Here is a 26,665-nt window from a genome sequence, read left to right as displayed (position 1 = left end):
GTAGGGGCGCCATTTATGGCGACCGCTATTTCGTTTGATATCTCAAAGTATTGAGATTGCCCTGCAATACCAAATCCCGCTTTAACGTCGATACTTTGCGGCAAATTTCTGCCATTTCCCGCTGTTGCTGCAATTTTCCCTGCCATTTGCTCGGTACCTGATCCCATTGCTGGTAGATCGCATCCAGCGATCCAAACTGCATCAACAACTCGCGGGCGCTTTTCGGGCCAATGCCGGGCACGCCGGGAATTTTGCTGCTACTGATACCACACAATCCCCAATAGTCGGGCAACTGCGCGGGCGTTACGCCAAACTCTTGCTCGATAAAAGGCACATCCAGCCAGCGCTTCTGGAAATAGTCGCGAATACGAATGTTAGGTGCCAGCAGCTGGCAATAACCTTTATCGGTCGAGACAATGGTTGCTTGATGACCAGCGTCCGCCATTTTCACCGCCAGCGTGGCGGCGAGATCGTCGGCTTCGTCTAAATCAGCCACCCAGCAGTTAACGCCTGCTGCGCGGAAGGCGTCCTGCAGCGCGGGCATCTCCAGATGCAAATCCTCCGGCATCGGCGGGCGACCCGCTTTGTAATCCGGTAATAGCTGATGGCGCCAACCGGGCTGACGCTCATGGCTATCAAACACCGCCACCACGTGCGTGGGTTGTGTATGTCCCAATAACTGATGCAAGGCGGCAACGCAGCTGTCGCGGCATGGCGAACCCTGAACAGCGTGCAGACGGCGAATCAGATTGAGTGCATCAATGATAAGAAGATGAAGCGACATAGCGATAGCGGCAGCCCGCAGGCTGCCTTCCTGATGGGTTATTTGATGATTTCGTAGCAAGGCGTGTAGGCGCTGCCCGGCAGCTTCATGCGCTGCTGTGCGACAAAACCTTGCAACAGTTCGTCCATGCGGTGCATGAGATTGGCATCGCCGTGCAGTTTGTACGGGCCTTTTTCGCGAATTTCACGAATTCCGATCTCTTTGACGTTACCCGCCACAATGCCTGAGAAGGCGCGACGCAGATCGGCTGCCAGCAGCTCGGCGGGCTGATCCGGGAACAGCTTCAGGTTTGCCATATTCTCGTGCGTCGGCAGGAAGGGCACCTGCAATTCGGGTGCGATACGAATCGACCAGTTGAAGCTGTAGGCATCGCCGGTTTCGCGGCGATACTCTTTCACCTGCGGCATGGCTTTCTTCATCAGACGCGCCACTTCAGCGGCATCATCAATGATAATTTTGTAGTGCTTGCGCGCGGCTTCGCCCAGCGTATTGACGATGAAATCATCCAGCACGCGGAAGTAGTCGGCGCTCTCTTTGGGTCCGGTCAGAATCAGCGGCAATACCTGATCGCTGTTGTGCGGATTCATTAAAATACCCAACAAATACAGCAGCTCTTCTGCTGTGCCCACGCCGCCAGGGAAGATCACGATACCGTGGGCGATACGCACAAAGGCTTCAAGGCGTTTTTCGATATCCGGCATGATGATCAGCTCATTGACCAGCGGATTCGGTGGTTCGGCGGCAATGATTGAGGGCTCAGTCAGGCCGATAAAACGGCTGTCATGATAGCGCTGCTGCGCATGTCCCACCGCCGCACCTTTCATCGGTGCTTCCATGACGCCAGGTCCGCAACCGGTACAGATGTTGAGTTCGCGCAGGCCCATTTGCGTGCCGACGTTGCGGCAATATTGGTATTCCACCGCATTGATTGAGTGGCCGCCCCAACACACCACGGTATTCGGATATTCGCCGATGTGCAGTGCACGCGCGTTACGCAGAATCGAAAACACCTGATTGGTGATATGCGCAGAGTCTTCCGGCTCCTCGTTCTGGTAGCGTTCTGTTGCCGCCAGTTGTCCGTTTACAAACAGAATGTCGCGCAGCACGGCAAACAAGTTTGCCTGCAGCGAACGAATAATCCGGCCATCAACAAATGCCTCTTCCGGCGGGTTAATCAGCTCCAGTTTCACACCGCGCTCACGGCGCAACACGTTGATGTCGAAGTTTTCAAAACGCGAAAGCAATTCCTGGCTGCTGTCGGTCTGGCTACCGGAGTTGAGTACCGCAAGAGAACAGTTACGAAACAGCTGATAAAGGTCGCTGCTAGCGGTGCGCTTCAGCATGTCGACTTCAAGCTGGGAGAGCAGATCCATCGAGCCAAGCGGGCTGATATGTGTAATCAAGATAACTCCTTTACACGCAAATGCGTGGCTGATGACGCTGCGCTTAACTTATTAACGCAGCGACGAAAATCCCTGGTCGCGCATGCTTCGATCGCGCCTTCAACAGAGTAACGTTGTCCGCTGTGAATGCTCAAGGGGAACCGCGCATCCGTGCAGCGGCCTGCGAGGCGTCTCGCAAACTATTACTGGCGAACCAGGCGGGAAAATCCCGGAGAGAAGGGCACATTACTGCGCCACGGATTGATATCCAGACCGCCGCGCCTGGTGTAACGCGCATAGACGCTCAGGGCTTCTGGCTGACAAAATCGCTGAACGTCGTTGAAAATGCGCTCAACGCACTGCTCATGAAACTCATTATGCTGACGGAATGAGATCAGATAACGCAGCAGCGCTTCTCGATTGATACGCGGGCCTTTGTAGCGAATCATCACCGAGCCCCAATCGGGCTGATTGGTAATCAAACAGTTCGATTTCAGCAGATGGCTAACCAGCGTTTCTTCAACAATTTCACGGCCTGCAGCCTGCGCCAGATAATCCGCATTGAAGGCGTAATCGTGGATTTCGATATCCTGTTCATCAATCACTTCGCCACTGAAGTGGCCGATCGGCTGGCCTTCCACTTCGCTGAGACGAAACAGCGCCACGCTGACCTGACCCTTCGCGCAGGCGCTGAGATCGCGCTCCAGCGTCTGGCGCACTTCGCCCCAGTCGGCGAAAACGCTCTGATTAAAACTGTTAAGATAGAGCTTGAAACTCTTCGACTCGATCAGGTTTTGGCTATCGGCGCGCAGCACCACTTCGCCCACCGCGACCTGCGGAACGCCTTTGCTGTTGAGCCAGGAGAGTTCGTACAGCGTCCAGATATCTGCGCCAGTAAACGGCAGACTATCGGGATACAGCCCTAGCGGCTCACGGTTAAGGCTGCGCGGCACGGATTGCAGCAGCGTGTTATCGTAGCGATCAACATAAGCCGTGGGCTTACCTAAGGTCAGGCCGCTTAATGCCTGATCCCGGTTTTCAGAAGACATAACGGTTACCACTAAATTTCATCAAAGTGGTTAAGTGTAACCTAACACTTGCGAGAATATGAATGATGCAGCAAACCGTAGATGCTCTGCGTGAGTTTACCGCCCGCTACGTTGAACATTGGCAGCAACAAACCGGACATTTTCCCGCCAGCGCCGATCTGCTTGGCGTGCCCTCCGACTGCATTATCAGCACGCTGGATGACCGCGTGTTGTGGCAGCCGCAGCCGTTTACGTTACCGGCCACGCTTGAAGCGGTAGAGCGTGCGCTGGATCTGCAACTGCAACCAGAAATCAGTGCGTTTTATACCAGCCAGTTTGCAGGTGATATGACGGCAACCTTTGAACAGCAGCCGATTACCCTGCTGCAGGTATGGAGCGAAGCGGATTTCACTCGCCTGCAGGAAAACCTGATTGGTCATTTGGTTATGAAGCGCCGCTTAAGACAAGCGCCAACGCTGTTTATTGCCACCACCGACTCAGAGAATGATGTGATTGCGCTGTGCAATCTTACCGGCGAGGTCATTATTGAGGAGCCTGGCACTAAAAAGCGTGAAGTCTTGGCAATATCGGTTGAGAATTTTCTTAATGCTTTACAACCGGTTACTCAGTGATTTGCAGATTTTTAGGCTGCGATTTGTGAGAGATCTCTCACGTCGCGTGTGAGAGATCGCTAGATCATTGCGCAGACTTGCGGCAGCCCTAAATGTAAAAATATTGTGAATCATGAACTTATGGCATCAATCTGAAAATTAAGACAGGACTCAATCCATTAACGCTTCTTACTGGCTTGTTATTGCGATGGTTTCTGGGAGAATAGTCACCACTGGCAGGATGCTGGGGATTAAGAGACGTTCAGGAGAATGTCAGCCATGAGGCAGGAACGTAACGGAGTTTACGGCACAAGGAAGGCTTCAGGACGAAGCAGGACACTTAGGATTGAGTATAAAGGACACCTCCAGGACGGAGAATGAGAGCCACGCGGAATGTGGCGGGCCAGGATGCTAAGGACCAATGTCATGATGACAAGCGACGGAAAGCGCAGGAAAAGTTGTCATGGATGAGCAGGGAGCACAGCAGTAGCTGGAATGCTGCAAACGAAAACCGGGAGCACTGTAATCACAGTGCTCCCTTTTTTTATGCCATTTTTACGCCGGGCGTGACTGATGGTATGCTTGCCGCCCAATTTTTCTCTGGAGGTTGCGCATGTCGTCGCAAATGATTTTTCAGCGCCTGCAGCAGGTCGAAGCGGTGATGCGCGAACACGGCCATTGGCAGTCACAATCGCCCGAGGCGAACGCCTTCGCCAGTACCGAACCTTTTTGTCTCGATACCATGGAGCCGCTGCAATGGCTGCAATGGGTGTTGATGCCGCGTTTTTATGCGCTGCTCGAAAGCGGCGCGCCGTTACCGCAGAATTTTGCCATCGCTCCCTATTATGAAGTCGCATTGCCAACCGACATGCCGGGCTATGCGACGTTATTGCTGACGCTCAACAAGTTTGATGCGCTGTTCCAGGAACCCACCGCCTGATGCTCGAAATCCTTTATCAAGATGAGTGGCTGGTCGCCGTGAATAAGCCGGCCGGTTGGCTGGTGCATCGTAGCTGGCTCGATCGCAACGAAAAAGTGGTGGTGATGCAAACGGTACGCGACCAGATTGGTCAGCATGTGTTCACCGTGCATCGCCTCGATCGCCCAACGTCTGGCGTGTTGCTGATGGCTTTATCGAGTGAAGTCGCCCATTTACTGGCGCAGCAGTTTGAACAGCACCAGATGCAGAAAACCTATCATGCGGTGCTGCGCGGCTGGCTGGAAGGCGGCGCGACGCTGGATTATCCGCTGGTGGAAGAGCTGGATAAAATTGCCGACAAATTTGCCACCCAGGAACCTGTTGCCCAACCGGCGGTAACGGATTACCAGGCGCTGGCACACGTTGAGATGCCGGTCGCCATCAGCCGCTATAACACCGCGCGCTATACGCTGGTGGAGATGGCGCCGCACACCGGGCGTAAACATCAGCTGCGTCGCCACATGGTGCATCTGCGTCATCCAATTATTGGCGACAGCGCGCACGGCGATCTGCGCCAGAATCGCGGTGCGGCGGCACATTTTGGCCTAAATCGCCTGATGCTGCACGCCAGCGCACTCAGCTTTACCCATCCCGTTACCGGCGAGCCCTTAGTGATTCGCGCCGGGTTGGATCGCGTCTGGCAGCAGATGCTTGAGCAGTTTGGCTGGCAGGATCAGATCCCTGATGTTCCCAGGGTTGAGTTTGCCAATGATGCAGTCCAGGATAAGCCGACAGAATAAAGGAGCGGCAAGATGGCAAAGATTGGCATTTTTACAGGTACGGTTTACGGCAATGCGCTGCTGGTAGCGGAAGAAGCACAGACGGTGTTGGAAGAGCAGGGCCACGACGTGAAGGTGTTTGAAGATCCGTCGATGGCGGATTGGCAGGCATACAGCAAAGAGGTGGTGTTGATTGTCACCTCAACCACCGGCCAAGGTGACTTCCCGGATAACATCGCCCGCCTGTATGTTGCGGTGCGCGATGAGCTGGGTTATCAGCCAGAATTGCGTTACGGCGTGATTGGCTTGGGTGACAGCAGCTATGACAATTTCTGCGGTGCCGGTAAAACCTTCGATGCTACCTTGCAGGAGCAGAGCGCGCAGCGTGTCGGCGAGGTGCTGCTGGTGGATGCGACGGAAGATCCGGAGCCAGAATCAGTGACCTCACCTTGGGTGGAGAGCTGGGGTAAGTTGCTGTAATGAGTGAGGTCGCCATGAATGGCGACCCTACAGAAGCGTTATAGGGTTGGCATTCATGCCAACCTGGTCATCACGTCACCGGCGCCGGATTAAACACCGCCAGCTGATTACGAATCCCCCAGCGATCCGACCACGTCTGCTTGCGCCCGCTGGCAATATCCAGAATCAATTCAAACAGTCGCCAACCGACCTGTTCAATACTCTCTTCACCCGTCGCGATGGTCCCGGCATTAATATCCATCAAATCATGCCAGCGTTCGGCCAGCGCATTGCGCGTTGCCATCTTGATCACCGGAATGGCCGCCAAACCGTAAGGCGTGCCGCGCCCGGTGGTGAACACCTGCAAGGTAATGCCTGATGCCATCTGCTGTGTGCCACACACGAAATCGCTGGCTGGCGTGGCCGCGTAAATCAGCCCGCGTTTGGTGGGGCGCTGTCCTGGCGACAACACTTCAACGATCGGGCTGCGACCTGACTTCGCAATCGAGCCCAGCGCTTTCTCCACCACATTCGCCAGCCCGCCTTTTTTGTTGCCCGGCGAAGGATTGGCGCTGCGATCGGTTTGGCCCTGGCTGAGATAATCGTCATACCACGCCATCTCTTCCAGCAGCCGTTTGCCGACCGCTTCATCCACCACGCGCGGCGTCAGCAGATGGATGGCATCACGCACTTCGGTCACTTCCGAGAACATCACCGTTGCGCCGCAGCGCACCAGCAAATCAGAAGCAAATCCCACGGCGGGGTTCGCCGTTACGCCCGAGAAGGCGTCGCTGCCGCCGCACTGCGTGCCGATCACCAGCTCTGAAGCCGAACAGGTTTCGCGCTGACGTTGATTCAGCTTTTTCAAATGGCGTTCGGCGACCTGCAGGATTTCATCCACCATCGCGCCGAAGCCCACCAGTCGCTCATCCTGCAACCGCACAATATCGTTGTCATCCAGCGAAATTGCCTGCACGTCGGGTGTGCCGGTCAGCAGTCTTTCCGGCTGTAACTTCTCGCAGCCGAGGCTGACGATCATCACTTCGCCACCGAAATTGGGATTCAGTGCCAGATTATGAATGGTGCGAATCGGCACCACCGCAGCGGGCGCATTGATTGCCACGCCGCAGCCATACAGATGATTCAGCGCCACCACGCCATCGACGTTGGGATAGCGCGGCAGCAAATCACGCTCGATGATCTGCACCACATAATCCACCACGCCCGCTACGCAGTGAACGCTGGTGGTGATGCCGAGCAGGTTACGCGTGCCCACGCTGCCATCCGCGTTGCGATAGCCTTCGAAGGTATAACCTTCCAGCGGCGGCAGCGCAGGCGGCACATTGTTTGCCAGTGGCAAACTGTTGAGTGGTGGCGCTTCGGGCAGCGCCACCAGTGATTCTTCAATCCAACTACCTTGTGGGATGGGGCGCAGCGCATAGCCAATCACTTCACCGTAGCGCAGGATCGCGCCCGCTTGTGGGATGTCGCTCAGTGCGACTTTATGTCCCTGCGGCACATGCTCAGTCAGTTGCAGTCCGTCGTCGAAACGGGTGCCGGACGGTAATCCCTGATTGTTGACCACGATCGCCACGTTATCGGCATCGTGCACTTTGATATAGAGCGGTTTTTCTGTCAGAGGACGGTTCATTGCTCACCTTCCAGTTCGTCGCACTGTACGTAGCAGCGCGGTTTAAAATACGTCCATCACGTCATCGTTTTTTGCCAGCCTCAGTATATGCAGGGGTATTTGCCGTATGCATTGTGCAACTGACTGGCTTTAAGGAGATTTATCAGGGGAATTTGGTTCGTTTATCCAAACACAAGTGAAGGGACTCACAAACTGTCGTTGACCTGTACGTTAACCAGGCAAAATCGGGAGGCAAAAAAGCGTTCCGTGAGCCACGCCGCAGCGTTATGTGCAGATGCCATAAAATCATTCTCATTCGCCCTTAATCCTCATGCGTTCTTCCAGTGTTTCGCCGCCAGGCTGTTCCTATACTGATTCTCGTTCTTCAACGTTAGGTTATTCGTCACGACGCATCATCGTATTGCCAAATATAAAAATCGCCGTGTTTAACCCAACATCATTCTGATACCCAACGCGATGTGTATGCAGTCAGAGTGAATGTAGCGTTCGCTATATTTCAGGAGTGCATCATGAATAGTTTCAGCCAGACAGCGGAAGCGGTGCAAAAGCGCACCAATGCCCGTTACTGGATTGTGGTGATGTTATTTATCGTCACCTCGTTCAACTACGGTGACCGCGCAACCATTTCGATTGCCGGTTCGGCGATGTCCAAAGAGATCGGCCTTGATTCGGTCGGCCTGGGCTATATCTTCTCCGCCTTTTCCTGGGCGTACGTGATTGGGCAAATTCCGGGCGGCTGGCTGCTCGACCGCTTCGGCTCAAAACGCGTCTACTTCTGGAGCATCTTCCTCTGGTCGCTGTTTACCTTGCTGCAAGGCTTCGTCGATCTGTTCAGCGGTTTTGGCATTATCATTTCGCTGTTCCTGTTGCGCTTCCTGGTCGGCCTGGCTGAAGCGCCATCCTTCCCCGGCAACAGCCGCATTGTTGCGGCCTGGTTCCCGGCGCAGGAGCGCGGCACCGCCGTCGCAATCTTTAACTCGGCGCAATACTTCGCCACGGTAATCTTCGCGCCCATCATGGGTTGGCTGGTCTCCGAAGTGGGCTGGGCACACGTGTTCTGGTTCATGGGCGGATTGGGCATCATCCTCAGCTTTATCTGGCTGAAAGTGATCCACGATCCCACCGATCATCCGGGCGTTAACAAAGCCGAGCTGGAGTACATGGAGCAGGGCGGCGCGCTGATCAACATGGACGTCAAAAAGGACGACCGCAAAGTGAGCTGGAGCGAGAAGTGGTTCCAGATCAAACAGCTGCTGACTTCACGCATGATGCTGGGCATCTATCTCGGCCAATACTGCGTCAACGCCTTAACCTACTTCTTTATTACCTGGTTCCCGGTGTATCTGGTGCAGGCGCGCGGCATGTCGATTCTGAAGGCCGGCTTTATTGCTTCGATCCCTGCGGTGTGTGGCTTCCTCGGCGGCGTATTGGGCGGCGTGATTTCTGATTACCTGATGCGTAAAACCGGTTCGCTGAACATCGCGCGTAAAACGCCCATTGTGCTCGGTATGCTGCTCTCCATCTCGATGGTGATGTGTAACTACACCGACACCGAATGGGTGGTGGTGTTCTTTATGGCGCTGGCATTCTTCGGCAAAGGCATTGGTGCGCTGGGTTGGGCGGTGATGGCAGATACCGCACCGAAAGAGATCAGCGGTTTGAGCGGCGGCTTGTTCAACATGTTCGGTAACTTCTCCGGCATCGTCACGCCAATTGCTATCGGTTACATCATCGCCACCAGCGGATCTTTCGAAGGCGCGCTGATTTATGTCGGTATCCATGCCTTTGTCGCCGCATTTAGTTTCCTGGTGATTGCCGGCGATATCAAACGCGTTGAACTGAAAACCAGGCCATAAGGACGGAATATGACTACGCAAAGCACGCCGGTCATCACCGATATGCAGGTGATTCCGGTTGCCGGTTACGACAGCATGTTGCTCAACATCGGTGGCGCGCACAGCGCCTGCTTCACCCGCAATATCGTGGTGCTCACGGATAGCGCGGGACACACCGGCGTCGGTGAAGCGCCGGGCGGGGAAACCATCTACCAAACGCTGGTTGAGGCGATTCCGCAGGTAAAAGGTCAGCAGGTTGCCCGCATGAATCGTCTGGTGCAGCAGGTGCACAAAGGCAATCAGTCGGCGGATTTCGATACCTTCGGCAAAGGCGCGTGGACCTTCGAGCTGCGCGTCAATGCGGTGGCCGCGCTGGAAGCGGCGCTACTGGATTTACTCGGCCAATGTCTCGGCGTGCCGGTGGCGGAACTGCTCGGTCCGGGCCAGCAGCGCGATGAGGTCACGGTGCTCGGCTATCTGTTCTATCTCGGCGATCGTCGCAAAACCGATTTGCCGTATCTGACCGGCGAAAATGCCAGCCACGACTGGTATCACTTGCGTCATCAGGAGGCGCTGACGCCGGAATCTGTGGTGCGTCTGGCGGAAGCGGCGCAGGACAAATATGGCTTCAAAGATTTCAAACTCAAAGGCGGCGTGCTGCCTGGCGAGCAGGAGATTGCGTCGGCGGCGGCGCTGAAAAAACGCTTCCCCGATGCGCGCATCACCGTCGATCCCAACGGTGCCTGGACGCTCGATGAAGCCATTCGCTTGTGTAAAGGCATGGGCGATGTGCTGACCTACGCCGAAGATCCGTGCGGTGCCGAGCAAGGCTATTCCGGTCGCGAAGTGATGGCCGAATTCCGTCGTGCGACGGGCTTGCCGGTCGCCACCAACATGATTGCCACCAACTGGCGCGAAATGAACCACGCGGTGATGCTCAATTCCGTCGATATCCCGCTGGCCGATCCGCACTTCTGGACGCTGAGCGGCGCGGTGCGCGTGGCGCAGCTGTGCGACGACTGGGGATTAACCTGGGGCTGTCACTCCAATAACCACTTCGATATTTCACTGGCGATGTTCACCCACGTTGGCGCAGCTGCACCGGGTAAACCCACCGCCATTGATACGCACTGGATTTGGCAGGAGGGCGATCAGCGCCTGACCAAAGAGCCGCTGCAGATCCGCAACGGCAAAATCGCCGTGCCGGATAAGCCGGGCCTCGGCGTCGAGCTGGATTGGGACCGCCTGCATCAGGCCAACGCGTTGTACAAATCGCTGCCGGCGGGCGCACGTAATGACGCCACCGCTATGCAGTATCTGGTTCCCAATTGGTCATTCGACCGCAAGCGTCCAGCATTTGGTCGCGGCTAAGTCTAAGGAGCAGGAAATGAGTCAGACACCGAAAATTACATCGCTGCAGGTCATTCCGGTGGCCGGTTACGACAGCATGTTGCTCAACCTGAGCGGCGCGCATTCACCGTTTTTCACCCGCAATATCGTCATCATTAAAGACAATGCCGGACATACCGGCGTGGGTGAGATTCCGGGCGGCGAAAAGATTCGTCAGACGCTGGAGGATGCGGCGGCGCTGGTGGTGCAGAAAACCGTTGGCGAATACAAAAACATCCTCAACCTGGTGCGCAGCACCTTTGCCGACCGCGATTCCAGCGGGCGCGGCAACCAAACCTTTGATTTGCGTACCACCATTCACGTGGTCACCGGCATCGAAGCGGCGCTGCTCGATCTGCTGGGACAGCATTTAGGCGTGAACGTCGCCTCGTTGCTCGGCGATGGTCAGCAGCGCGACCGGGTAGAAATGCTCGGCTATCTGTTCTATGTCGGCGACCGTAAGAAAACCTCGCTGCCGTATCAGAGCCAGGAAAATGATAAATGCGATTGGTATCGCCTGCGCCACGAAGAAGCGTTGACGCCGGATACGGTGGTGCGCCTGGCGGAAGCGGCCTATGAAAAATATGGCTTTAACGATTTCAAACTGAAAGGCGGCGTGCTGCGCGGTGGCGAAGAGGCTGAAGCGGTGACGGCGCTGGCGAAGCGCTTCCCGCAGGCGCGTGTGACACTCGATCCTAACGGTGCCTGGTCGCTGAACGAAGCGATTCTGCTCGGTAAGCAGCTGAAAGGCGTGCTGGCCTATGCGGAAGATCCGTGCGGCGCTGAGCAAGGCTATTCCGGTCGCGAAGTGATGGCGGAATTTCGCCGCGCCACCGGCATGCCGACTGCTACCAACATGATCGCCACTGACTGGCGTCAAATGGGCCACACGCTGTCGCTGCAATCGGTCGATATCCCGCTGGCCGATCCGCACTTCTGGACGATGCAGGGTTCGGTGCGCGTGGCGCAGATGTGTCACGACTTCGGCCTGACGTGGGGCTCGCACTCTAACAACCACTTCGACATCTCGCTGGCGATGTTTACCCACGTTGCCGCCGCCGCACCGGGCGCGATTACCGCTATCGATACCCACTGGATTTGGCAGGAAGGCAATCAGCGCCTGACCAAAGAGCCGTTCCAGATTAAAGGCGGCATGGTGCAGGTGCCGCAAAAACCGGGTCTCGGCGTCGAGCTGGATATGGATCAGGTGATGCAGGCCAACGCGCTGTATCAGAAACACGGTTTGGGCGCGCGCGATGATGCGCAAGCCATGCAGTTCCTCGTACCGAACTGGACCTTTGATAACAAGCGTCCGTGCCTGGTGCGCTAACTTTTCTGGCTCCCCAAGCGGGAGCCTGCTGTGACCGACAGGAGTGAAGACAATGAGCAATGCCTGGCCGAACCCTTTTCGTCGCCGTTTGCTGGCAGGAGAAACCCTGATTGGCAGCTGGTGCGCGCTGGCTAATCCCCTTACCACTGAAGTGCTGGGCCTGGCGGGCTTTGACTGGCTGGTGCTGGATGGCGAACACGCGCCGAATGACATCACCACCTTTGTGCCGCAACTGATGGCACTGAAGGGCAGCCACAGCGCGCCGGTGGTGCGTCCGCCGTGCAACGAACCGATCATCATTAAGCGCTTGCTGGATATCGGCTTCTACAACTTCCTGGTGCCGTTTGTGGAAACCGAGGAAGAGGCGATTCGCGCGGTGGCATCAACTCGCTATCCACCGGCGGGCATTCGCGGTGTATCGGTTTCGCATCGCAGCAACATGTACGGCACGCTGCCGGATTACAACAGCACCATTAACGACAACATCACGGTGCTGGTGCAGATCGAAACGCAACAGGCGGTGGACAACATCGATGCTATCGCCGCGGTGGAAGGTGTTGATGGCATCTTCGTTGGGCCGGGCGATCTCTCGGCCGCGCTCGGCTATCTGGGCCAGCCTGCGCATCCCGAAGTATTGAAAGTGATTAAACACGTATTCGAACGCGCCAAAGCGGCGGGGAAACCGAGCGGCATTCTGGCGCCGGTGGAAGCCGATGCGCGCCGCTATCTGGAGTGGGGCGCCAGCTTTGTGGCGGTAGGCAGCGATCTGGGTGTGTTCCGTAACGCCACGCAGGCGCTGTGTGACAAATTTAAAAAATAACTGACTGAGAGGAAAGGCAATGAAAATTGGATTTATCGGCCTCGGCATCATGGGCAAACCGATGAGTAAAAACCTGGTGAAAGCCGGTTATTCGCTGGTGGTGCGCGACCATAATGTTAGTAACGAAGCAGAGTTGGTGGAGCTGGGCGCCACCGTGGCCAAGACGCCAAAAGAGGTGGCTGAACAGGTGGATGTGTTGATCACCATGGTACCGAACTCGCCACAGGTTAAAGAGGTGTGCCTCGGTGCTAACGGCATCATCGAAGGCGCGAAGCCGGGCCTGATCGTTATCGACATGAGTTCCATTGCGCCATTGGCCAGCCGCGAAGTGCATGATGCGCTGGCGGCGAAAGGCATCAAAATGCTCGATGCGCCAGTCAGCGGCGGCGAGCCGAAAGCGATTGAAGGCACGCTGTCGGTGATGGTGGGCGGCGATAAAGCGGTGTTTGATCAGTGCTACGACATCATGAAAGCGATGGCGGGTTCGGTGGTACACACCGGTGACATTGGTGCGGGGAATGTGACTAAGCTGGCGAATCAGGTGATTGTGGCGCTTAACATCGCGGCGATGTCAGAAGCGCTGTCGCTGGCGACCAAAGCGGGCGTTAATCCTGAGCTGGTTTATCAGGCGATTCGTGGTGGTCTGGCAGGCAGCACCGTGCTGGATGCCAAAGCGCCGATGGTACTGGATCGTAACTTCAAACCGGGCTTCCGCATCGATCTGCATATCAAAGATCTGGCCAATGCGCTGGATACCTCGCACGAGATCGGTGCGCATCTGCCGCTGACTGCCGCAGTGATGGAGATGATGCAGGCGCTGAAAGTGGATGGACAGGGCACTTCCGACCATAGCGCGCTGGCCTGCTATTATGAAAAATTAGCGAAAGTTGAGATCACCCGGTAGTGCAATCGTCCGGCGTCTACGGATGTCGGGCGGCTCGCTGCCTTCGCAGGACGGATGTCCGTCATCAACCGCGCTGGATTGCCTATGAAAATTGTCATCGCACCGGATTCATATAAAGAGAGTTTATCCGCCCTGGAAGTGGCTTCGGCGATTGAAGCGGGATTCCGCGAGATCTTTCCCGAAGCTGAGTACGTGAAAATACCGGTTGCCGACGGTGGTGAAGGCACGGTTGAAGCGATGGTGGCGGCAACGCAGGGAAACATTGTCCGGCTGACGGTTACTGGACCGCTCGGCAAGCCAGTGGAGGCGTTCTACGGTTTGTCAGGTGATGAGCGTACCGCATTTATCGAAATGGCGGCAGCCAGCGGGCTGGAGTTAGTGCCCGCGGCACAGCGCGATCCGCTGATTACCACCTCGTTCGGCACCGGCGAGCTGATCAAAGATGCGCTCGATCGCGGTGTCGATCACTTCATTATCGGCATTGGCGGCAGCGCCACCAATGATGGCGGTTCCGGCATGATGCAGGCGCTGGGCGCACAACTGCTGGATGAGCACGGCAAGCAAATCGCCTACGGCGGCGGCGCATTACCGCAGCTGGCGCGCATCGATATCAAACAGCTGGATACGCGTATTAAGCAGTGTCGCTTTGAAGTCGCCTGCGATGTCAGTAATCCGCTCACCGGTGATAAGGGCGCTTCGGCGATCTTCGGTCCGCAGAAAGGCGCGACGCCGGAACTGGTGCAGCAGCTGGACAAAGCACTGGAACATTACGCCACCCTGATTCATCGCGATCTGGATATTGATGTTTTACACATTGATGGCGGCGGCGCGGCGGGCGGCATGGGCGCGGCGCTGCATGCGTTTTGTCAGGCCGAGTTACGCAGCGGCATTGAAATTGTCACTGAAGCCTTGGGCCTGGCCGAGCAGGTGAAAGATGCCGATCTGGTGATTACCGGCGAAGGGCGCATTGATAGCCAGAGCATCAACGGCAAGGTGCCGATTGGTGTGGCAAAAGTCGCGAAGCAGTTTAATAAGCCGGTGATTGGCATTGCCGGAAGTTTAACCGCGGATGTCGGCGTGGTGCATCAACACGGGCTGGATGCGGTGTTCAGCGTGCTGTTTAGCATCTGCACGTTGGACGACGCGCTGGCCAACGCGGCGCAGAACGTGCGCCTGACGGCGCGTAATGTGGCGGCGGTGATTAAAGTTGGGAAAGCGTGGTAAGCCTGGTCGCCATGAATGGCGACCCTACAAATGAGCACGCATAATGACGTAGTAGGGTCGGCATTTATGCCGACCTGGTTCATCACCGCACCGCACTAACCCAACGCCAACAACTTTCTTGCCTCTCGCGCCACGTTCGCCATCTCATCACTCAACTCCAGCAGCTCCGGCTCCAGCGCGTCGATATCGCTCTCCTGATGCAAACTCTTCTCCAGCTGCTGGCACAGCTGCTTCAGGCGCGGCACGCCGCTGTAGCTGGCGCTGCCGTGTAGCTTGTGAATAATCTCGCGCAATCCCACCACATCATTACTCGCCATGGCACTCTCCACGCGCTCTTCCACTTCCGGCAAGAAATCCAGCAGCATTTGCAGCAAATCGCGGGCTAAATCGGGTTTATTGGCGGCCTGACGCAGCGCCAGCATCCAGTCCAGTGACGGCGCCACATGCGGCTGTTGCGGCTGTGGCATGACCCGGTTCGGCGCGTAACGCTGCAGCAGCTGGCTCAGTTTGTCCTCATCAATCGGCTTCGCCAGATAGTCATTCATGCCAGCGTTGATGAGCTGCGCACGTTCGCCATCCAGCGCATGCGCAGTAACGGCAACAATCGGTGTGGTGGCGTGCAGCGGCAGGCTGCGGATGATTTCGCTGGCGCGAATGCCATCGATATCAGGCATCTGAATGTCCATCAGAATCACGTCCAGCTTATGCAGGCGCGCCTGGCGAATCGCCTGCTCGGCGTTATCGCAGAGAATGATGTGCTGCACCTGCTCCTCCAGCAGCGCGCCAATCAGTTTCAGGTTGGCGGGATTGTCATCCACCGCCATTACCGTCAGCGGCTGACGTGCGCCGCGCGGCAGCGCATCGCTTTGCCAGTCATGTAAGTCCAGCAGCATCGGCAGCAAGCGCGTCAACGAAACCGGTTTGGCGATACACCCGGCAATGCCGCGCGCCCGTAAGTCATCGGCAAACAGCATCATTTCACTCGGCAGCGCCAGCAGCACCGAGTCGGCACGCGCATGCAGATGCTTAATCAACGCATCCGGCAGCGTCGCAGGATGTGGCTCGGTGACCGGCAAACCCATCAGCAGCAGCGGGAAGTGCGTCTCGGGCATCTCTTCCAGGCTGGAGAAGTGCTGCACCTGCAGCGGCGTGATGCTCAACATCTCCTGCACCGCTTTCGCCACCGCCGGATGTGGCTCGATATAAGCCAGCGGCGTGGCGCGCAAATCATCCAGCATGCGCGGAATGGCTGGCGCGTTCGGATTGAGATCGAGATGAATATGCACCCAGAAGGTCGAACCCTGATTCGGGCGGCTGTGGAAGGCAATTTCGCCGCCCATTTCGCTCACCAGTTTCTGCGTGATCACTAACCCCAAACCGGTGCCGCCATGACGGCGCGTAATGCTGGCATCGGCCTGACGGAACGCCTGGAACAGCTGTGACTGCTGCTGTTCGGAAATACCGATGCCGGTGTCATGCACCTGAATCTCCAGCTCGACGCGCATGGTGCTGATGCTGCGCAGCTCAACGCGCAGATCGATATGACCGTGTTCGGTGAATTTAATCGCGTTACCAATCAGGTTGATCATGATCTGCTGCAGGCGCAGCGGATCGCCAATCACATTGTCCGGCACCTGTTTTTCAAGGCACACGGTAATTTCCAGCCCTTTGTCATGGGCGGACGGCGCCAGCAGCACCAGCGTTTCATCCAGCGTGGCGCGCAGCGGGAACGGGATCGACTCCAGCACCAGCTTGCCGGCTTCCAGTTTCGAGAAATCGAGCACGTCATTAATGATGCTCAGCAGGTTATTCGCCGAACGCTCGATGGTGCTCATGTAGTCGCGCTGGTTGGTGCTCAGCCCGGTTTTTAGCATCTGACGGGTAAAGCCAATTACGCCGTTTAGCGGCGTACGCAGCTCATGCGACATGTTGGCGAGGAACTCCGATTTGATACGCGCCGCTTCCTGCGCGCGCTTCTTCGCCAGATCCAGCTCCACGTTCTGAATCTCCAGCTGCTCCAGCGTTTCACGCAGATCGTAAGTCGCCTGATCGATGTTCTGCTGCATCTCTTCGTGATAGGCGGTGAGCGACATTGCCATGGCGTTGATGCCGTTTTTCAGAATGCTCAGCTCGCCCAGCATGTAACCATCGACGCGGCTGTCCAGCTGGCCACGACGAATGCGGTCCACGGTGGTAACCATATTGCGAATGGGACCGGTGACGTCGCGCATCAGGCGATAGGCAAACAGCATGGCGATACACAGGCAGAACAGCAGCAGCAGCGTGGCGACAAACACCTCTTTGTACTGCTCCAGCCGCACCGATTGCAGATCCAGCTCGATCGCCACATAACCCAGCGGATTCCCGGCAGGTTTGGCATCTTCGCCCGGCAACTCATCTACCGAATAGCGTTCAGAGATGATCGGCGTGCGCAGAATCATAATCGTGCCTTGCCGCTCCACCGAGACACCATCTTCCAGCGTGGAGATGTCCTCTTTTTGCAGCAGCGCCAGATTCTGATTGTTATTCGAGGTGACGTAGACGTGATTGTTGTTGTCGAAAATGGTGATGGCACGGACAATATTGGAGTGGCGGCGATGTAGCAGACTGACTAACTCGCGAATCGCATCGCGGTTGTGCCACGTCATGCCGTATTCACTGGAGACCGCCAGCGGTTCGATGATGTTCGCTCCCGCATCGTGCACCTGATGCTGTAATTCATTGTAGCGGTGCACCACAAAGAAGGTACTGAGCAGCAGACCAATCATCAGCGTTGGCGCCAGTATCAAAATCATCATTCGCGCCCGCAGGCTGTATTTGGTCATAATTGTGGCCTGGCGACTCCTGGCATTTTTTCCCTGTGCGAGCACGGTTACTGGCTGCACACCCAATTAACGTAGAGATTTCACAATACTATGGCGCAATTTTACTCCGCAAAACAGCGTGTGACGACGAAGGCTCGCATATCCGTCACCATTGAAGACCTCGATCCTTTCGGACAAGGTGTTGCGCGCCATAAAGGCAAGGCGATGTTTGTTAGCGGCGCGCTGCCCGGTGAACAGGCGGAAGTGACGGTGTTTGAGGATAAAAGCAAATACGCGCGCGCCAAAGCCAATAAGATCCTCAATCCCAGCCCACAGCGGGAAAAACCGCGCTGCGTCCATTTTGGGGTGTGCGGCGGCTGCCAGCAGCAACATGCCTCGGTGGCTTTGCAGCAGGAGAGTAAAGCGCGCACCTTGAGCCGCATGTTAAGCCGCGAAGCGCCGCTGCCGGTGAAGGTCGATGAGATCATCAGCGGCAGCGCGTGGGGCTATCGTCGTCGGGCGCGTTTAGGATTGCAGTGGCAGCCAAAACAGCAGCGCCTGCAAATGGGATTCCGCCAGGCCGCCAGCAACGATCTGGTTGAACTGAAGCAATGCCCGGTTTTGGTGCCCGAACTTGAAGCGTTACTGCAGCCGTTGCACCAGTGTCTCAGTGATTTACAGGCGGTTAAACGCTTGGGCCACGTCGAGTTGGTGCTGGCGGATAATGGCCCGCTGATGGTGCTGCGTCATCTTGATGCATTATCTGCCGGCGACCGCGCAAAACTGGAACGCTTTTCGCATGAGCAGCAACTGTCGCTCTATCTGGCTGATGGCAGTGAAAGTTTGCAGGCGCTGAATGCGCGCGAACCTTTTTATCACTCGTTGAATTTACCGCTATCCTTTAGCCCGCAGAATTTTATTCAGGTCAACGATGGTGTGAATCAGCAGATGGTCGCCAAAGCCATTGAATGGCTGGATTTGCAGCCAGAGGATCGTGTGCTGGATTTGTTCTGTGGCATGGGAAACTTCACCTTACCGCTAGGAAAATTCGTACAAAATGCTGTAGGTGTGGAGGGCGTTGCAGCATTAGTGCAGCAGGCAGCGTATAATGCAGCCCAGAATAATCTTGAGAATGTTCGCTTCTTCCAGCATAACCTGGAGGAAGATGTATCGCGTCAGCCGTGGGCGACGCAGGGATTTAACAAGGTGTTACTGGATCCAGCGCGTGCTGGGGCCGCGGGCGTGATGACGCATGTGGTTAAACTTGCGCCAGAACGTGTGGTCTATGTTTCCTGTAACCCTACAACGCTGGCGCGTGACAGTCAGACATTGCTGTCAGCGGGCTACCATTTGGAAAGGGTCGCGATGCTGGATATGTTCCCCCATACCAGTCATCTCGAATCCATGGTGCTGTTTAGCAAAGCATAAGCGATGTCCACATCGCTGTGGCAGGAGAGGATATGGTTGCGGTTAGAAGTGCGCATTTAAATACGGCGGGCGAATTTGCCCTCGATCAGTGGATCGCCAGTTTAAGTATCAACAATCCGCAATCCTGTCAGCGACTGGCGGATGCGTGGCGCTACTGTGAAGCCGAAACGCACAACCATCCTGATCAAGCTCTGCTGCTGTGGCGCGGTATTGAGATGGTGGAAATTCTCACCATGCTCAGCATGGACATCGACAGCCTGCGCGCGGCGCTGCTGTTCCCGCTCGCCAACGCTGATGTGGTGAGCGAAGAGGATCTCGAAAAAGCCTTTGGCAAAGAGATTGTGATGTTGGTGCACGGCGTGCGCGACATGGACGCCATTCGTCAGCTGAAAGCGATTCACAACGATTCGATGGCCTCCGAGCAGGTGGATAACGTGCGCCGCATGCTGCTGGCGATGGTGGAAGATTTCCGCTGCGTGGTTATCAAGCTGGCGGAACGTATCGCCCATCTGCGTGAAATGAAAGACGCGCCAGAAGATGAGCGCGTGCTCGCGGCGAAAGAGAGCACCAATATCTACGCGCCGCTGGCCAACCGTCTCGGTATCGGCCAGCTTAAATGGGAGCTGGAAGATTACTGCTTCCGCTATCTGCATCCCGATGAATACAAACGCATCGCTAAGCTGCTGCACGAGCGACGTATCGATCGCGAAGGCTATATCGAAAGCTTCGTCGCCAACCTGCGCGCCGAGATGCAGAAAGAGGGAGTGCGTGCCGAAGTGTATGGCCGTCCGAAACACATCTACAGCATCTGGCGCAAGATGCAGAAGAAGTCGTTAGCCTTTGATGAGCTGTTTGACGTGCGCGCGGTGCGTATCGTGGCGGAACGGCTGCAGGATTGCTACGGCGCGCTTGGTACGGTGCATACGCTGTTTCGCCATCTGCCGAGTGAGTTTGACGACTACGTTGCCAATCCCAAGCCTAACGGCTATCAATCGATTCATACCGTGGTGCTGGGTCCGCAGGGCAAAACGGTGGAAATACAGATTCGTACGCGCCAGATGCACGAAGATGCCGAACTGGGCGTCGCCGCACACTGGAAGTACAAAGAAGGTCCAACCTCCAGCAATGCGCGCGGCGCAGCAGGACATGAAGGACGCATCGCCTGGCTGCGTAAGCTGATTAGCTGGCAGGAAGAGATGGCCGATTCCGGCGAGATGCTGGAGGAAGTGCGCAGCCAGGTGTTCGACGACCGCGTGTATGTGTTTACCCCGAAAGGTGATGTGGTCGATCTGCCGGCGGGTTCAACGCCGCTCGACTTCGCCTATCACATTCACAGCGATATCGGTCACCGCTGCATCGGCGCCAAAATCAGCGGCCGCATCGTGCCGTTTACCTATCAGTTGCAGATGGGCGATCAGATTGAAGTGATCACCCAGAAGCAGCCAAACCCAAGCCGCGACTGGCTAAACCCGAACCTCGGCTATATCACCACCAGCCGCGGACGCTCGAAAATTCACGCCTGGTTCCGCAAACAGGATCGTGACAAAAATATCATTGCTGGCCGTCAGATCCTCGAAAGCGAGCTAAATCAGATGGATATCAGCATGCGCGAAGCGGAAAAACTCCTGCTGCCGCGCTATAACGTCAGTTCGCAGGATGAGCTGCTGGCGATGATTGGCGGCGGCGATATTCGCCTCAATCAGATGGTGAATTTCCTGCAGGGCAAGCTCAATAAGCCGAGCGCCGAGGAGGAAGATCGCGAGGCGCTGCGCCTGCTGACGCAGAAGTCACATGCGCCGTCCGCGCGCAAAGAGAGCGGTCGCGTGGTGGTGGAAGGCGTAGGCAATCTGCTGCACCACATCGCCCGCTGCTGCCAGCCGATTCCAGGCGACGATATCGTGGGCTTTATCACCCAGGGGCGCGGCATTTCGATTCACCGTGCCGACTGCGACCAGTTAACCGAGCTGATTTCGCACGCACCAGAACGTATCGTTGATGCGGTGTGGGGCGAGGATTACTCCAGCGGTTACTCGCTGGTGGTACGCGTTACCGCCAACGATCGTAGCGGCCTGCTACGCGATATCACCACCATTCTGGCAAACGAGAAGGTCAATGTGCTCGGCGTCTCCAGCCGCAGTGACACCAAAAAGCAGCTGGCGACCATTGATATGGATATTGAGATCTATAACCAGCAAGTGCTTGGCCGCGTGCTGGCACGTCTCAATCAGGTGCCGGATATTATCGACGCGCGCCGTTTGCATTGATTCAGAGCCGTTTGTCCCCCATCCCGACCTTCCCCCGTTCGCGGGGGAAGGAGACGCTGCCGTATGTGTAACCGGCGCAGTCTCTGCCAAAATTTTCCCAAAGGATCCTTTTATGACGCCCTTAAATCGCCTGCTCACCATCATGCAAACCTTGCGCGACCCGGAGCGCGGCTGCCCGTGGGATCGTCAGCAAACCTTCGCCTCGATCGCGCCTTATACGCTGGAAGAGACCTACGAAGTGATCGATGCCATCCAGCGTGAAGATTTTGCCGATCTGCGCGGTGAACTTGGCGATCTGCTGTTTCAGGTGGTGTTCTACGCGCAGATGGCCGATGAGCAGCAGCGCTTTAATTTCAATGACATCTGCAACGCCATCAGCGACAAACTTGAGCGCCGTCATCCGCACATTTTTGGCGATGTTCAGGCTGCAACCAGCGAAGAAGTGCTGAAAAACTGGGAAGCCATCAAGCACAGCGAACGCGCAGAAAAATCGCAGCACTCCGCGCTGGACGACATTCCTAAAGCGCTGCCGGCATTGATGCGCGCGCACAAAATTCAGAAGCGTTGCAGCACGGTGGGCTTCGACTGGAATAATATCGGCCCGGTGCTGGATAAAGTGCATGAAGAGATAGATGAAGTGATGCACGAAGCGCAGCAAGCGGTGGTGGATAATGACAAGCTGGAAGAGGAGATCGGTGATTTGCTGTTCGCGACCGTCAATTTGTCGCGCCATTTAGGCAGCAAAGCGGAAGTCGCGTTGCAGAAAGCCAACGATAAATTTGAGCGCCGCTTCCGCGAAGTTGAAGCCATCATCGCCTCACATGGGTTAGCCATGAGCGATGCTACCTTGGATCAAATGGAAGCCGCCTGGCAGCAGGTGAAAGTGAAAGAGAACAAACAGTAAGCGAATCTGGCGATTATTCCAGCGCTGCGCATAAATTCGCCGCTTGAGCTTACTCGATTCAGCCTTGCGGCGACTTTGTGACGTACATCAACATTTCGCACCATGCTATCCGCTATGTTACCGGCTTACCTGTGGAGGACGATGGTGTGATTCATCAATTGTGGCTTAAGACGACTTCAAGTATACTATTTTCCCGTCTTGGTTATTCCACCGTCTTTAAACCTAAACTCTCAGGTTCAGCATGACAACGAATTATATTTTTGTGACCGGCGGGGTCGTTTCCTCTCTGGGCAAAGGCATTGCCGCAGCCTCCCTCGCAGCCATCCTTGAAGCACGTGGTCTGAATGTGACCATCATGAAACTCGATCCGTACATCAACGTCGATCCGGGTACCATGAGCCCAACGCAGCACGGTGAAGTATTTGTTACCGATGATGGGGCCGAAACCGATCTGGATTTAGGTCACTACGAGCGCTTCATCCGCACTAAAATGTCGCGCCGTAACAACTTTACCACCGGTCGTATCTATTCAGAAGTGCTGCGCAAAGAGCGTCGCGGTGACTATCTGGGCGCCACGATTCAGGTTATTCCACACATCACCAACGCCATCAAAGAACGCATTATTGAAGGCGGCGAAGGTCATGACGTGGTTCTGGTCGAGATCGGCGGTACCGTGGGTGATATCGAATCTCTGCCGTTCCTCGAAGCGATTCGCCAGATGGCGGTCGATGTCGGTCGTGAACACACTATGTATATGCACCTGACGCTGGTGCCATATATGGCGGCCGCAGGCGAAGTGAAAACCAAGCCAACCCAGCATTCAGTGAAAGAGCTGCTGTCGATCGGGATTCAGCCAGACGTGCTGATCTGCCGTTCTGACCGCGCGGTGCCGGCGAATGAACGCGCTAAAATCGCGCTGTTCTGTAACGTGCCAGAAAAAGCGGTTATTTCCCTGAAAGATGTGGATTCCATCTACAAGATTCCAGGCATGCTGAAATCGCAAGGTCTGGATGATTACATCTGCAAGCGTTTCAATCTGAACGCGCCGGAAGCGAACCTGGCCGAATGGGAACAGGTTATTTACGAAGAAGCCAATCCGGGCGGCGAAGTGACCATCGGTATGGTCGGCAAATATGTCGAACTGCCGGATGCGTACAAGTCAGTGATTGAAGCCTTGAAACACGGTGGACTGAAAAATCGCGTTACCGTGAATATCAAATTGATCGACTCGCAGGATGTTGAAACGCGCGGTGTCGAATTACTGAAAGATCTGGATGCTATTCTGATCCCTGGCGGCTTCGGCTACCGCGGTGTGGAAGGCAAAATGATGACGGCGCAATACGCCCGTGAGAACAACGTGCCTTACCTGGGAATTTGCCTGGGCATGCAGGTTGCGCTGATGGAATTCGCCCGCAACGTTGCCGGTATGGAAGGCGCGAACTCTACGGAATTTGTGCCAGACTGTAAGTATCCGGTGGTTGCGCTTATCACCGAATGGCGTGACGAAGAGGGCAACGTTGAACAGCGTACTGAGCAGAGCGATCTGGGCGGCACCATGCGTCTGGGCAGCCAGCAGTGCCAGTTGACGCCGGAAAGCAAAGTGCGTCAGTTGTACGGTTCTGAAATCATTACCGAACGCCACCGTCATCGTTACGAAGTAAACAATATGTTGCTGAAGCCGATTGAAGCGGCGGGTCTGCATATTGCCGGTCGTTCTGGCGACGATCAGCTGGTTGAGATCATTGAGATCCCGAACCACCCGTGGTTTGTTGCCTGTCAGTTCCACCCGGAATTCACGTCGACACCACGCGATGGTCATCCGCTGTTCGCTGGCTTTGTGAAAGCCGCGCAGGAACACCAGAAGCGTTTAGCGAAGTAAGTTTCACGAACAACGCGCGAACTTTTCGCGCGTTGTTTGTCTTAGGATTGACTAACTTGTACTGAGGAAAATCGAATGTCCAAAATCGTAAAAGTCATCGGTCGCGAAATCATCGACTCCCGTGGCAACCCAACTGTAGAAGCAGAAGTGCATCTGGAAGGCGGTTTCGTTGGTCTGGCTGCTGCGCCATCAGGTGCATCAACCGGTTCTCGTGAAGCTCTGGAGCTGCGTGACGGTGACAAATCTCGTTTCCTGGGCAAAGGCGTAACCAAAGCGGTTGCGGCTGTTAACGGTCCAATCGCTAACGCTGTAACCGGTAAAGATGCCAAAGACCAGGCGAACATCGATAAGATCATGATCGAGCTGGACGGTACTGAGAACAAATCTAACTTCGGTGCTAACGCCATTCTGGCGGTTTCACTGGCTGCTGCTAAAGCTGCTGCTGCCTCTAAAGGCCTGCCGCTGTACGCACACATCGCTGAACTGAACGGCACCCCAGGCAAATACTCTATGCCGCTGCCAATGATGAACATCATCAACGGTGGTGAGCACGCCGACAACAACGTCGACATCCAGGAATTTATGATTCAGCCAGTTGGCGCGCCAACCCTGAAAGAAGCGATTCGCATGGGTTCTGAAGTCTTCCATCACCTGGCGAAAGTGCTGAAGTCTAAAGGCATGAGCACTGCAGTTGGTGACGAAGGTGGCTACGCGCCAAACCTGGGTTCTAACGCCGAAGCGCTGGCTGTTATCGCTGAAGCGGTAAAAGCAGCAGGCTACGAATTGGGCAAAGACATCACCCTGGCGATGGACTGCGCGGCATCTGAATTCTACAAAGACGGCAAATATGTGCTGGCTGGCGAAGGCAACAAAGCCTTCTCTTCAGAAGAGTTCACCCACTTCCTGGAAGACCTGACCAAACAATACCCAATCGTTTCTATCGAAGATGGTCTGGATGAATCTGACTGGACTGGTTTCGCCTACCAGACCAAAGTGCTGGGCGACAAAATCCAGCTGGTGGGTGACGATCTGTTCGTAACTAACACCAAGATCCTGAAAGAAGGTATCGATAAAGGCATCGCTAACTCCATCCTGATCAAATTCAACCAGATCGGTTCACTGACCGAAACTCTGGCTGCAATCAAGATGGCGAAAGATGCTGGTTACACCGCGGTGATTTCACACCGTTCAGGTGAAACCGAAGATGCAACCATCGCTGACCTGGCGGTAGGTACGGCGGCTGGCCAGATCAAAACCGGTTCTATGAGCCGTTCTGACCGTGTTGCTAAGTACAACCAGCTGATTCGTATCGAAGAAGCGCTGGGCAGCAAAGCACCGTTCAACGGTCTGAAAGAAGTTAAAGGCCAGGCGTAATCGCCTGAGTATGCTGCCTGCGGGCAGCATCGTCTGAATGAAGCCCCGCCTTGTGCGGGGCTTTTGCTTTTATTTGGCACGAAGCAGCTGTGACCTGGCGCATAAGATCTGCCATAATCTGCCCCTCAAATTTTAGACGTGAGTAAATAATGTTCTACCCGATTAACGAAATGTTCCAGACGCTGCAGGGCGAAGGTTTTTACACCGGTGTTCCGGCGCTGTTCATCCGCTTACAAGGATGTCCGGTGGGCTGTAGCTGGTGTGATACCAAACATACCTGGGAAAAGCGGGCGGATCGGGAGACCTCGCTGGGTGATATTCTGGTCAAAACCGTGGAAAGCGATGCGTGGGGCAGCGCCGATGCGGCCATGTTGATCGACACCATCCAACGTCAGGGCTGGACCGCACGTCATGTGGTGATCACCGGCGGCGAACCGGCGATTTTTGATCTGCGCCCTTTGACGGAACAATTAGAAGCGGCGGGTTTTGCCTGCCAGATCGAAACCAGCGGCACGCACGACGTGCAGTGTTCCGACGCAACATGGGTGACGGTTTCACCCAAGGTGAACATGCGCGGTGGCTATGATGTTTTACCGCAGGCACTGCAGCGTGCAGATGAGATTAAACATCCGGTGGCGCGTGAACGTGATGTGGAAGCGTTAGATGCGTTGCTGGCAGGATTACACGACGATAAAAAGCGCATTGTGGCACTGCAACCGATCAGCCGTGGTGATGCAGCAACTAAACTCTGTATTGAAACCTGTATCGCCCGCAACTGGCGTCTTTCGATGCAGACGCACAAATATCTGAATATCGCCTGATTGGGCTCGGTGCGCATAAATGCGCACCCTACGAAAACCGCGCCATATAATCGTAGGGTCGCCATTCATGGCGACC

At 55.7% G+C, this 26,665-nt stretch carries 21 protein-coding genes; 16 read left to right on the top strand and 5 right to left on the bottom strand.

All coding sequences use genetic code 11. From position 1 onward, the window contains the following. Positions 1-25: 25 nt before the first annotated feature. From xni to queF, 3 genes are all read right to left on the bottom strand, one after another. Positions 26-784 (bottom strand): flap endonuclease Xni, encoded by a 759-nt coding sequence (gene xni, locus K5Y30_RS08615; protein ID WP_222211011.1) that lies wholly within the window; start codon positions 782-784, stop codon positions 26-28. Positions 785-822: 38 nt separating this feature from the next. Continuing rightward, positions 823-2,187 carry a nucleotide 5'-monophosphate nucleosidase PpnN gene (gene ppnN, locus K5Y30_RS08610; RefSeq protein WP_101762010.1) on the bottom strand — a complete coding sequence of 455 codons (1,365 nt, stop codon included), beginning with the start codon at positions 2,185-2,187 and terminating at the stop codon, positions 823-825. Positions 2,188-2,369: 182 nt separating this feature from the next. Beyond that, positions 2,370-3,215, bottom strand: coding sequence for an NADPH-dependent 7-cyano-7-deazaguanine reductase QueF (gene queF / locus K5Y30_RS08605; protein ID WP_222211009.1), 846 nt, complete (start codon positions 3,213-3,215; stop codon positions 2,370-2,372). A 62-nt stretch (positions 3,216-3,277) separates the two neighbouring features. Here queF and syd point away from each other — a divergent pair, with 62 nt between their 5' ends. The 4 genes from syd (at position 3,278) to K5Y30_RS08585 (ending at position 5,983) form a co-directional block, all read left to right on the top strand. Beyond that, positions 3,278-3,826, top strand: a complete 549-nt coding sequence (gene syd, locus K5Y30_RS08600) for a SecY-interacting protein (protein ID WP_222185567.1) — start codon at positions 3,278-3,280, stop codon at positions 3,824-3,826. 592 nt (positions 3,827-4,418) lie between these two features. Then, entirely contained in the window at positions 4,419-4,745 is a 327-nt protein-coding gene (locus K5Y30_RS08595) for a YqcC family protein (protein WP_222211007.1), read from the top strand. Beyond that, positions 4,745-5,524 carry a tRNA pseudouridine(65) synthase TruC gene (gene truC / locus K5Y30_RS08590; protein ID WP_222210991.1) on the top strand — a complete coding sequence of 260 codons (780 nt, stop codon included), beginning with the start codon at positions 4,745-4,747 and terminating at the stop codon, positions 5,522-5,524. The genes K5Y30_RS08595 and truC overlap by 1 nt, the downstream gene beginning before the upstream one ends. 12 nt (positions 5,525-5,536) lie before the next feature. After that, positions 5,537-5,983, top strand: coding sequence for a flavodoxin (locus tag K5Y30_RS08585; RefSeq protein WP_222185569.1), 447 nt, complete (start codon positions 5,537-5,539; stop codon positions 5,981-5,983). A 70-nt stretch (positions 5,984-6,053) separates the two neighbouring features. On the opposite strand, the gene garD is transcribed toward K5Y30_RS08585, so the two are convergent. Next, positions 6,054-7,613, bottom strand: coding sequence for a galactarate dehydratase (gene garD / locus K5Y30_RS08580; RefSeq protein ID WP_222185570.1), 1,560 nt, complete (start codon positions 7,611-7,613; stop codon positions 6,054-6,056). 509 nt (positions 7,614-8,122) lie between these two features. Between garD and K5Y30_RS08575 the strand changes: the two genes are divergently transcribed. From K5Y30_RS08575 to K5Y30_RS08550, 6 genes are all read left to right on the top strand, one after another. Then, complete coding sequence (locus tag K5Y30_RS08575) at positions 8,123-9,469, top strand: MFS transporter (RefSeq protein ID WP_101762584.1); 1,347 nt, start codon at positions 8,123-8,125, stop codon at positions 9,467-9,469. A 9-nt stretch (positions 9,470-9,478) separates the two neighbouring features. Next, complete coding sequence (locus K5Y30_RS08570) at positions 9,479-10,819, top strand: glucarate dehydratase family protein (RefSeq protein WP_222210989.1); 1,341 nt, start codon at positions 9,479-9,481, stop codon at positions 10,817-10,819. Between the two features lie 16 nt (positions 10,820-10,835). Further along, positions 10,836-12,167, top strand: a complete 1,332-nt coding sequence (gene gudD / locus K5Y30_RS08565; protein WP_008101394.1) for a glucarate dehydratase — start codon at positions 10,836-10,838, stop codon at positions 12,165-12,167. Between the two features lie 52 nt (positions 12,168-12,219). Then, a complete protein-coding gene (gene garL / locus K5Y30_RS08560; protein WP_101762587.1) occupies positions 12,220-12,987 on the top strand; it encodes a 2-dehydro-3-deoxyglucarate aldolase in 768 nt (255 codons plus the stop codon). A gap of 19 nt (positions 12,988-13,006) precedes the next feature. Then, positions 13,007-13,891, top strand: coding sequence for a 2-hydroxy-3-oxopropionate reductase (gene garR, locus K5Y30_RS08555; protein WP_064738030.1), 885 nt, complete (start codon positions 13,007-13,009; stop codon positions 13,889-13,891). An 84-nt stretch (positions 13,892-13,975) separates the two neighbouring features. Continuing rightward, positions 13,976-15,115: a glycerate kinase gene (locus K5Y30_RS08550; RefSeq protein ID WP_222210987.1), complete on the top strand. Its 1,140-nt coding sequence runs from the start codon at positions 13,976-13,978 to the stop codon at positions 15,113-15,115. A gap of 95 nt (positions 15,116-15,210) precedes the next feature. Here K5Y30_RS08550 and barA read toward each other — a convergent pair whose 3' ends face one another. Beyond that, positions 15,211-17,940 carry a two-component sensor histidine kinase BarA gene (gene barA, locus K5Y30_RS08545; RefSeq protein ID WP_222210985.1) on the bottom strand — a complete coding sequence of 910 codons (2,730 nt, stop codon included), beginning with the start codon at positions 17,938-17,940 and terminating at the stop codon, positions 15,211-15,213. Between the two features lie 90 nt (positions 17,941-18,030). Here barA and rlmD point away from each other — a divergent pair, with 90 nt between their 5' ends. The 6 genes from rlmD (at position 18,031) to queE (ending at position 26,589) form a co-directional block, all read left to right on the top strand. Beyond that, positions 18,031-19,347 carry a 23S rRNA (uracil(1939)-C(5))-methyltransferase RlmD gene (gene rlmD, locus K5Y30_RS08540; RefSeq protein ID WP_222210983.1) on the top strand — a complete coding sequence of 439 codons (1,317 nt, stop codon included), beginning with the start codon at positions 18,031-18,033 and terminating at the stop codon, positions 19,345-19,347. A 32-nt stretch (positions 19,348-19,379) separates the two neighbouring features. Next, positions 19,380-21,611, top strand: a complete 2,232-nt coding sequence (gene relA, locus K5Y30_RS08535; protein WP_101762592.1) for a GTP diphosphokinase — start codon at positions 19,380-19,382, stop codon at positions 21,609-21,611. Between the two features lie 112 nt (positions 21,612-21,723). Further along, on the top strand, positions 21,724-22,515 hold the full coding sequence (mazG, locus tag K5Y30_RS08530; RefSeq protein WP_222185576.1) for a nucleoside triphosphate pyrophosphohydrolase: 792 nt from the start codon (positions 21,724-21,726) through the stop codon (positions 22,513-22,515). 241 nt (positions 22,516-22,756) lie between these two features. Next, positions 22,757-24,394, top strand: coding sequence for a glutamine hydrolyzing CTP synthase (pyrG, locus tag K5Y30_RS08525; RefSeq protein ID WP_007891723.1), 1,638 nt, complete (start codon positions 22,757-22,759; stop codon positions 24,392-24,394). A 75-nt stretch (positions 24,395-24,469) separates the two neighbouring features. Beyond that, positions 24,470-25,768, top strand: a complete 1,299-nt coding sequence (gene eno / locus K5Y30_RS08520; RefSeq protein WP_101762594.1) for a phosphopyruvate hydratase — start codon at positions 24,470-24,472, stop codon at positions 25,766-25,768. 149 nt (positions 25,769-25,917) lie between these two features. After that, positions 25,918-26,589 carry a 7-carboxy-7-deazaguanine synthase QueE gene (queE, locus tag K5Y30_RS08515; protein WP_110868307.1) on the top strand — a complete coding sequence of 224 codons (672 nt, stop codon included), beginning with the start codon at positions 25,918-25,920 and terminating at the stop codon, positions 26,587-26,589. Positions 26,590-26,665 lie beyond the last annotated feature (76 nt).

This window comes from Pantoea sp. DY-5 (assembly GCF_019795955.1).
In the GTDB taxonomy this organism is placed as follows: Bacteria; Pseudomonadota; Gammaproteobacteria; order Enterobacterales; family Enterobacteriaceae; genus Pantoea; species Pantoea leporis.
The sequence above is the reverse complement of the archived record's forward strand: the minus strand, read 5'-3'. Positions and strand labels throughout refer to the sequence as shown.

What these genes read in the sequence shown, in the direction of transcription:
- xni (WP_222211011.1), bottom strand. Translation starts at nt 784, where the DNA reads ATGTCGCTTCATCTTCTTATCATTGATGCACTCAATCTGATTCGCCGT.
- queF (WP_222211009.1), bottom strand. Translation starts at nt 3,215, where the DNA reads ATGTCTTCTGAAAACCGGGATCAGGCATTAAGCGGCCTGACCTTAGGT.
- syd (WP_222185567.1), top strand. Translation starts at nt 3,278, where the DNA reads ATGATGCAGCAAACCGTAGATGCTCTGCGTGAGTTTACCGCCCGCTAC.
- K5Y30_RS08595 (WP_222211007.1), top strand. Translation starts at nt 4,419, where the DNA reads ATGTCGTCGCAAATGATTTTTCAGCGCCTGCAGCAGGTCGAAGCGGTG.
- truC (WP_222210991.1), top strand. Translation starts at nt 4,745, where the DNA reads ATGCTCGAAATCCTTTATCAAGATGAGTGGCTGGTCGCCGTGAATAAG.
- K5Y30_RS08585 (WP_222185569.1), top strand. Translation starts at nt 5,537, where the DNA reads ATGGCAAAGATTGGCATTTTTACAGGTACGGTTTACGGCAATGCGCTG.
- garD (WP_222185570.1), bottom strand. Translation starts at nt 7,613, where the DNA reads ATGAACCGTCCTCTGACAGAAAAACCGCTCTATATCAAAGTGCACGAT.
- K5Y30_RS08575 (WP_101762584.1), top strand. Translation starts at nt 8,123, where the DNA reads ATGAATAGTTTCAGCCAGACAGCGGAAGCGGTGCAAAAGCGCACCAAT.
- K5Y30_RS08570 (WP_222210989.1), top strand. Translation starts at nt 9,479, where the DNA reads ATGACTACGCAAAGCACGCCGGTCATCACCGATATGCAGGTGATTCCG.
- gudD (WP_008101394.1), top strand. Translation starts at nt 10,836, where the DNA reads ATGAGTCAGACACCGAAAATTACATCGCTGCAGGTCATTCCGGTGGCC.
- garL (WP_101762587.1), top strand. Translation starts at nt 12,220, where the DNA reads ATGAGCAATGCCTGGCCGAACCCTTTTCGTCGCCGTTTGCTGGCAGGA.
- garR (WP_064738030.1), top strand. Translation starts at nt 13,007, where the DNA reads ATGAAAATTGGATTTATCGGCCTCGGCATCATGGGCAAACCGATGAGT.
- K5Y30_RS08550 (WP_222210987.1), top strand. Translation starts at nt 13,976, where the DNA reads ATGAAAATTGTCATCGCACCGGATTCATATAAAGAGAGTTTATCCGCC.
- barA (WP_222210985.1), bottom strand. Translation starts at nt 17,940, where the DNA reads ATGACCAAATACAGCCTGCGGGCGCGAATGATGATTTTGATACTGGCG.
- rlmD (WP_222210983.1), top strand. Translation starts at nt 18,031, where the DNA reads ATGGCGCAATTTTACTCCGCAAAACAGCGTGTGACGACGAAGGCTCGC.
- relA (WP_101762592.1), top strand. Translation starts at nt 19,380, where the DNA reads ATGGTTGCGGTTAGAAGTGCGCATTTAAATACGGCGGGCGAATTTGCC.
- mazG (WP_222185576.1), top strand. Translation starts at nt 21,724, where the DNA reads ATGACGCCCTTAAATCGCCTGCTCACCATCATGCAAACCTTGCGCGAC.
- pyrG (WP_007891723.1), top strand. Translation starts at nt 22,757, where the DNA reads ATGACAACGAATTATATTTTTGTGACCGGCGGGGTCGTTTCCTCTCTG.
- eno (WP_101762594.1), top strand. Translation starts at nt 24,470, where the DNA reads ATGTCCAAAATCGTAAAAGTCATCGGTCGCGAAATCATCGACTCCCGT.
- queE (WP_110868307.1), top strand. Translation starts at nt 25,918, where the DNA reads ATGTTCTACCCGATTAACGAAATGTTCCAGACGCTGCAGGGCGAAGGT.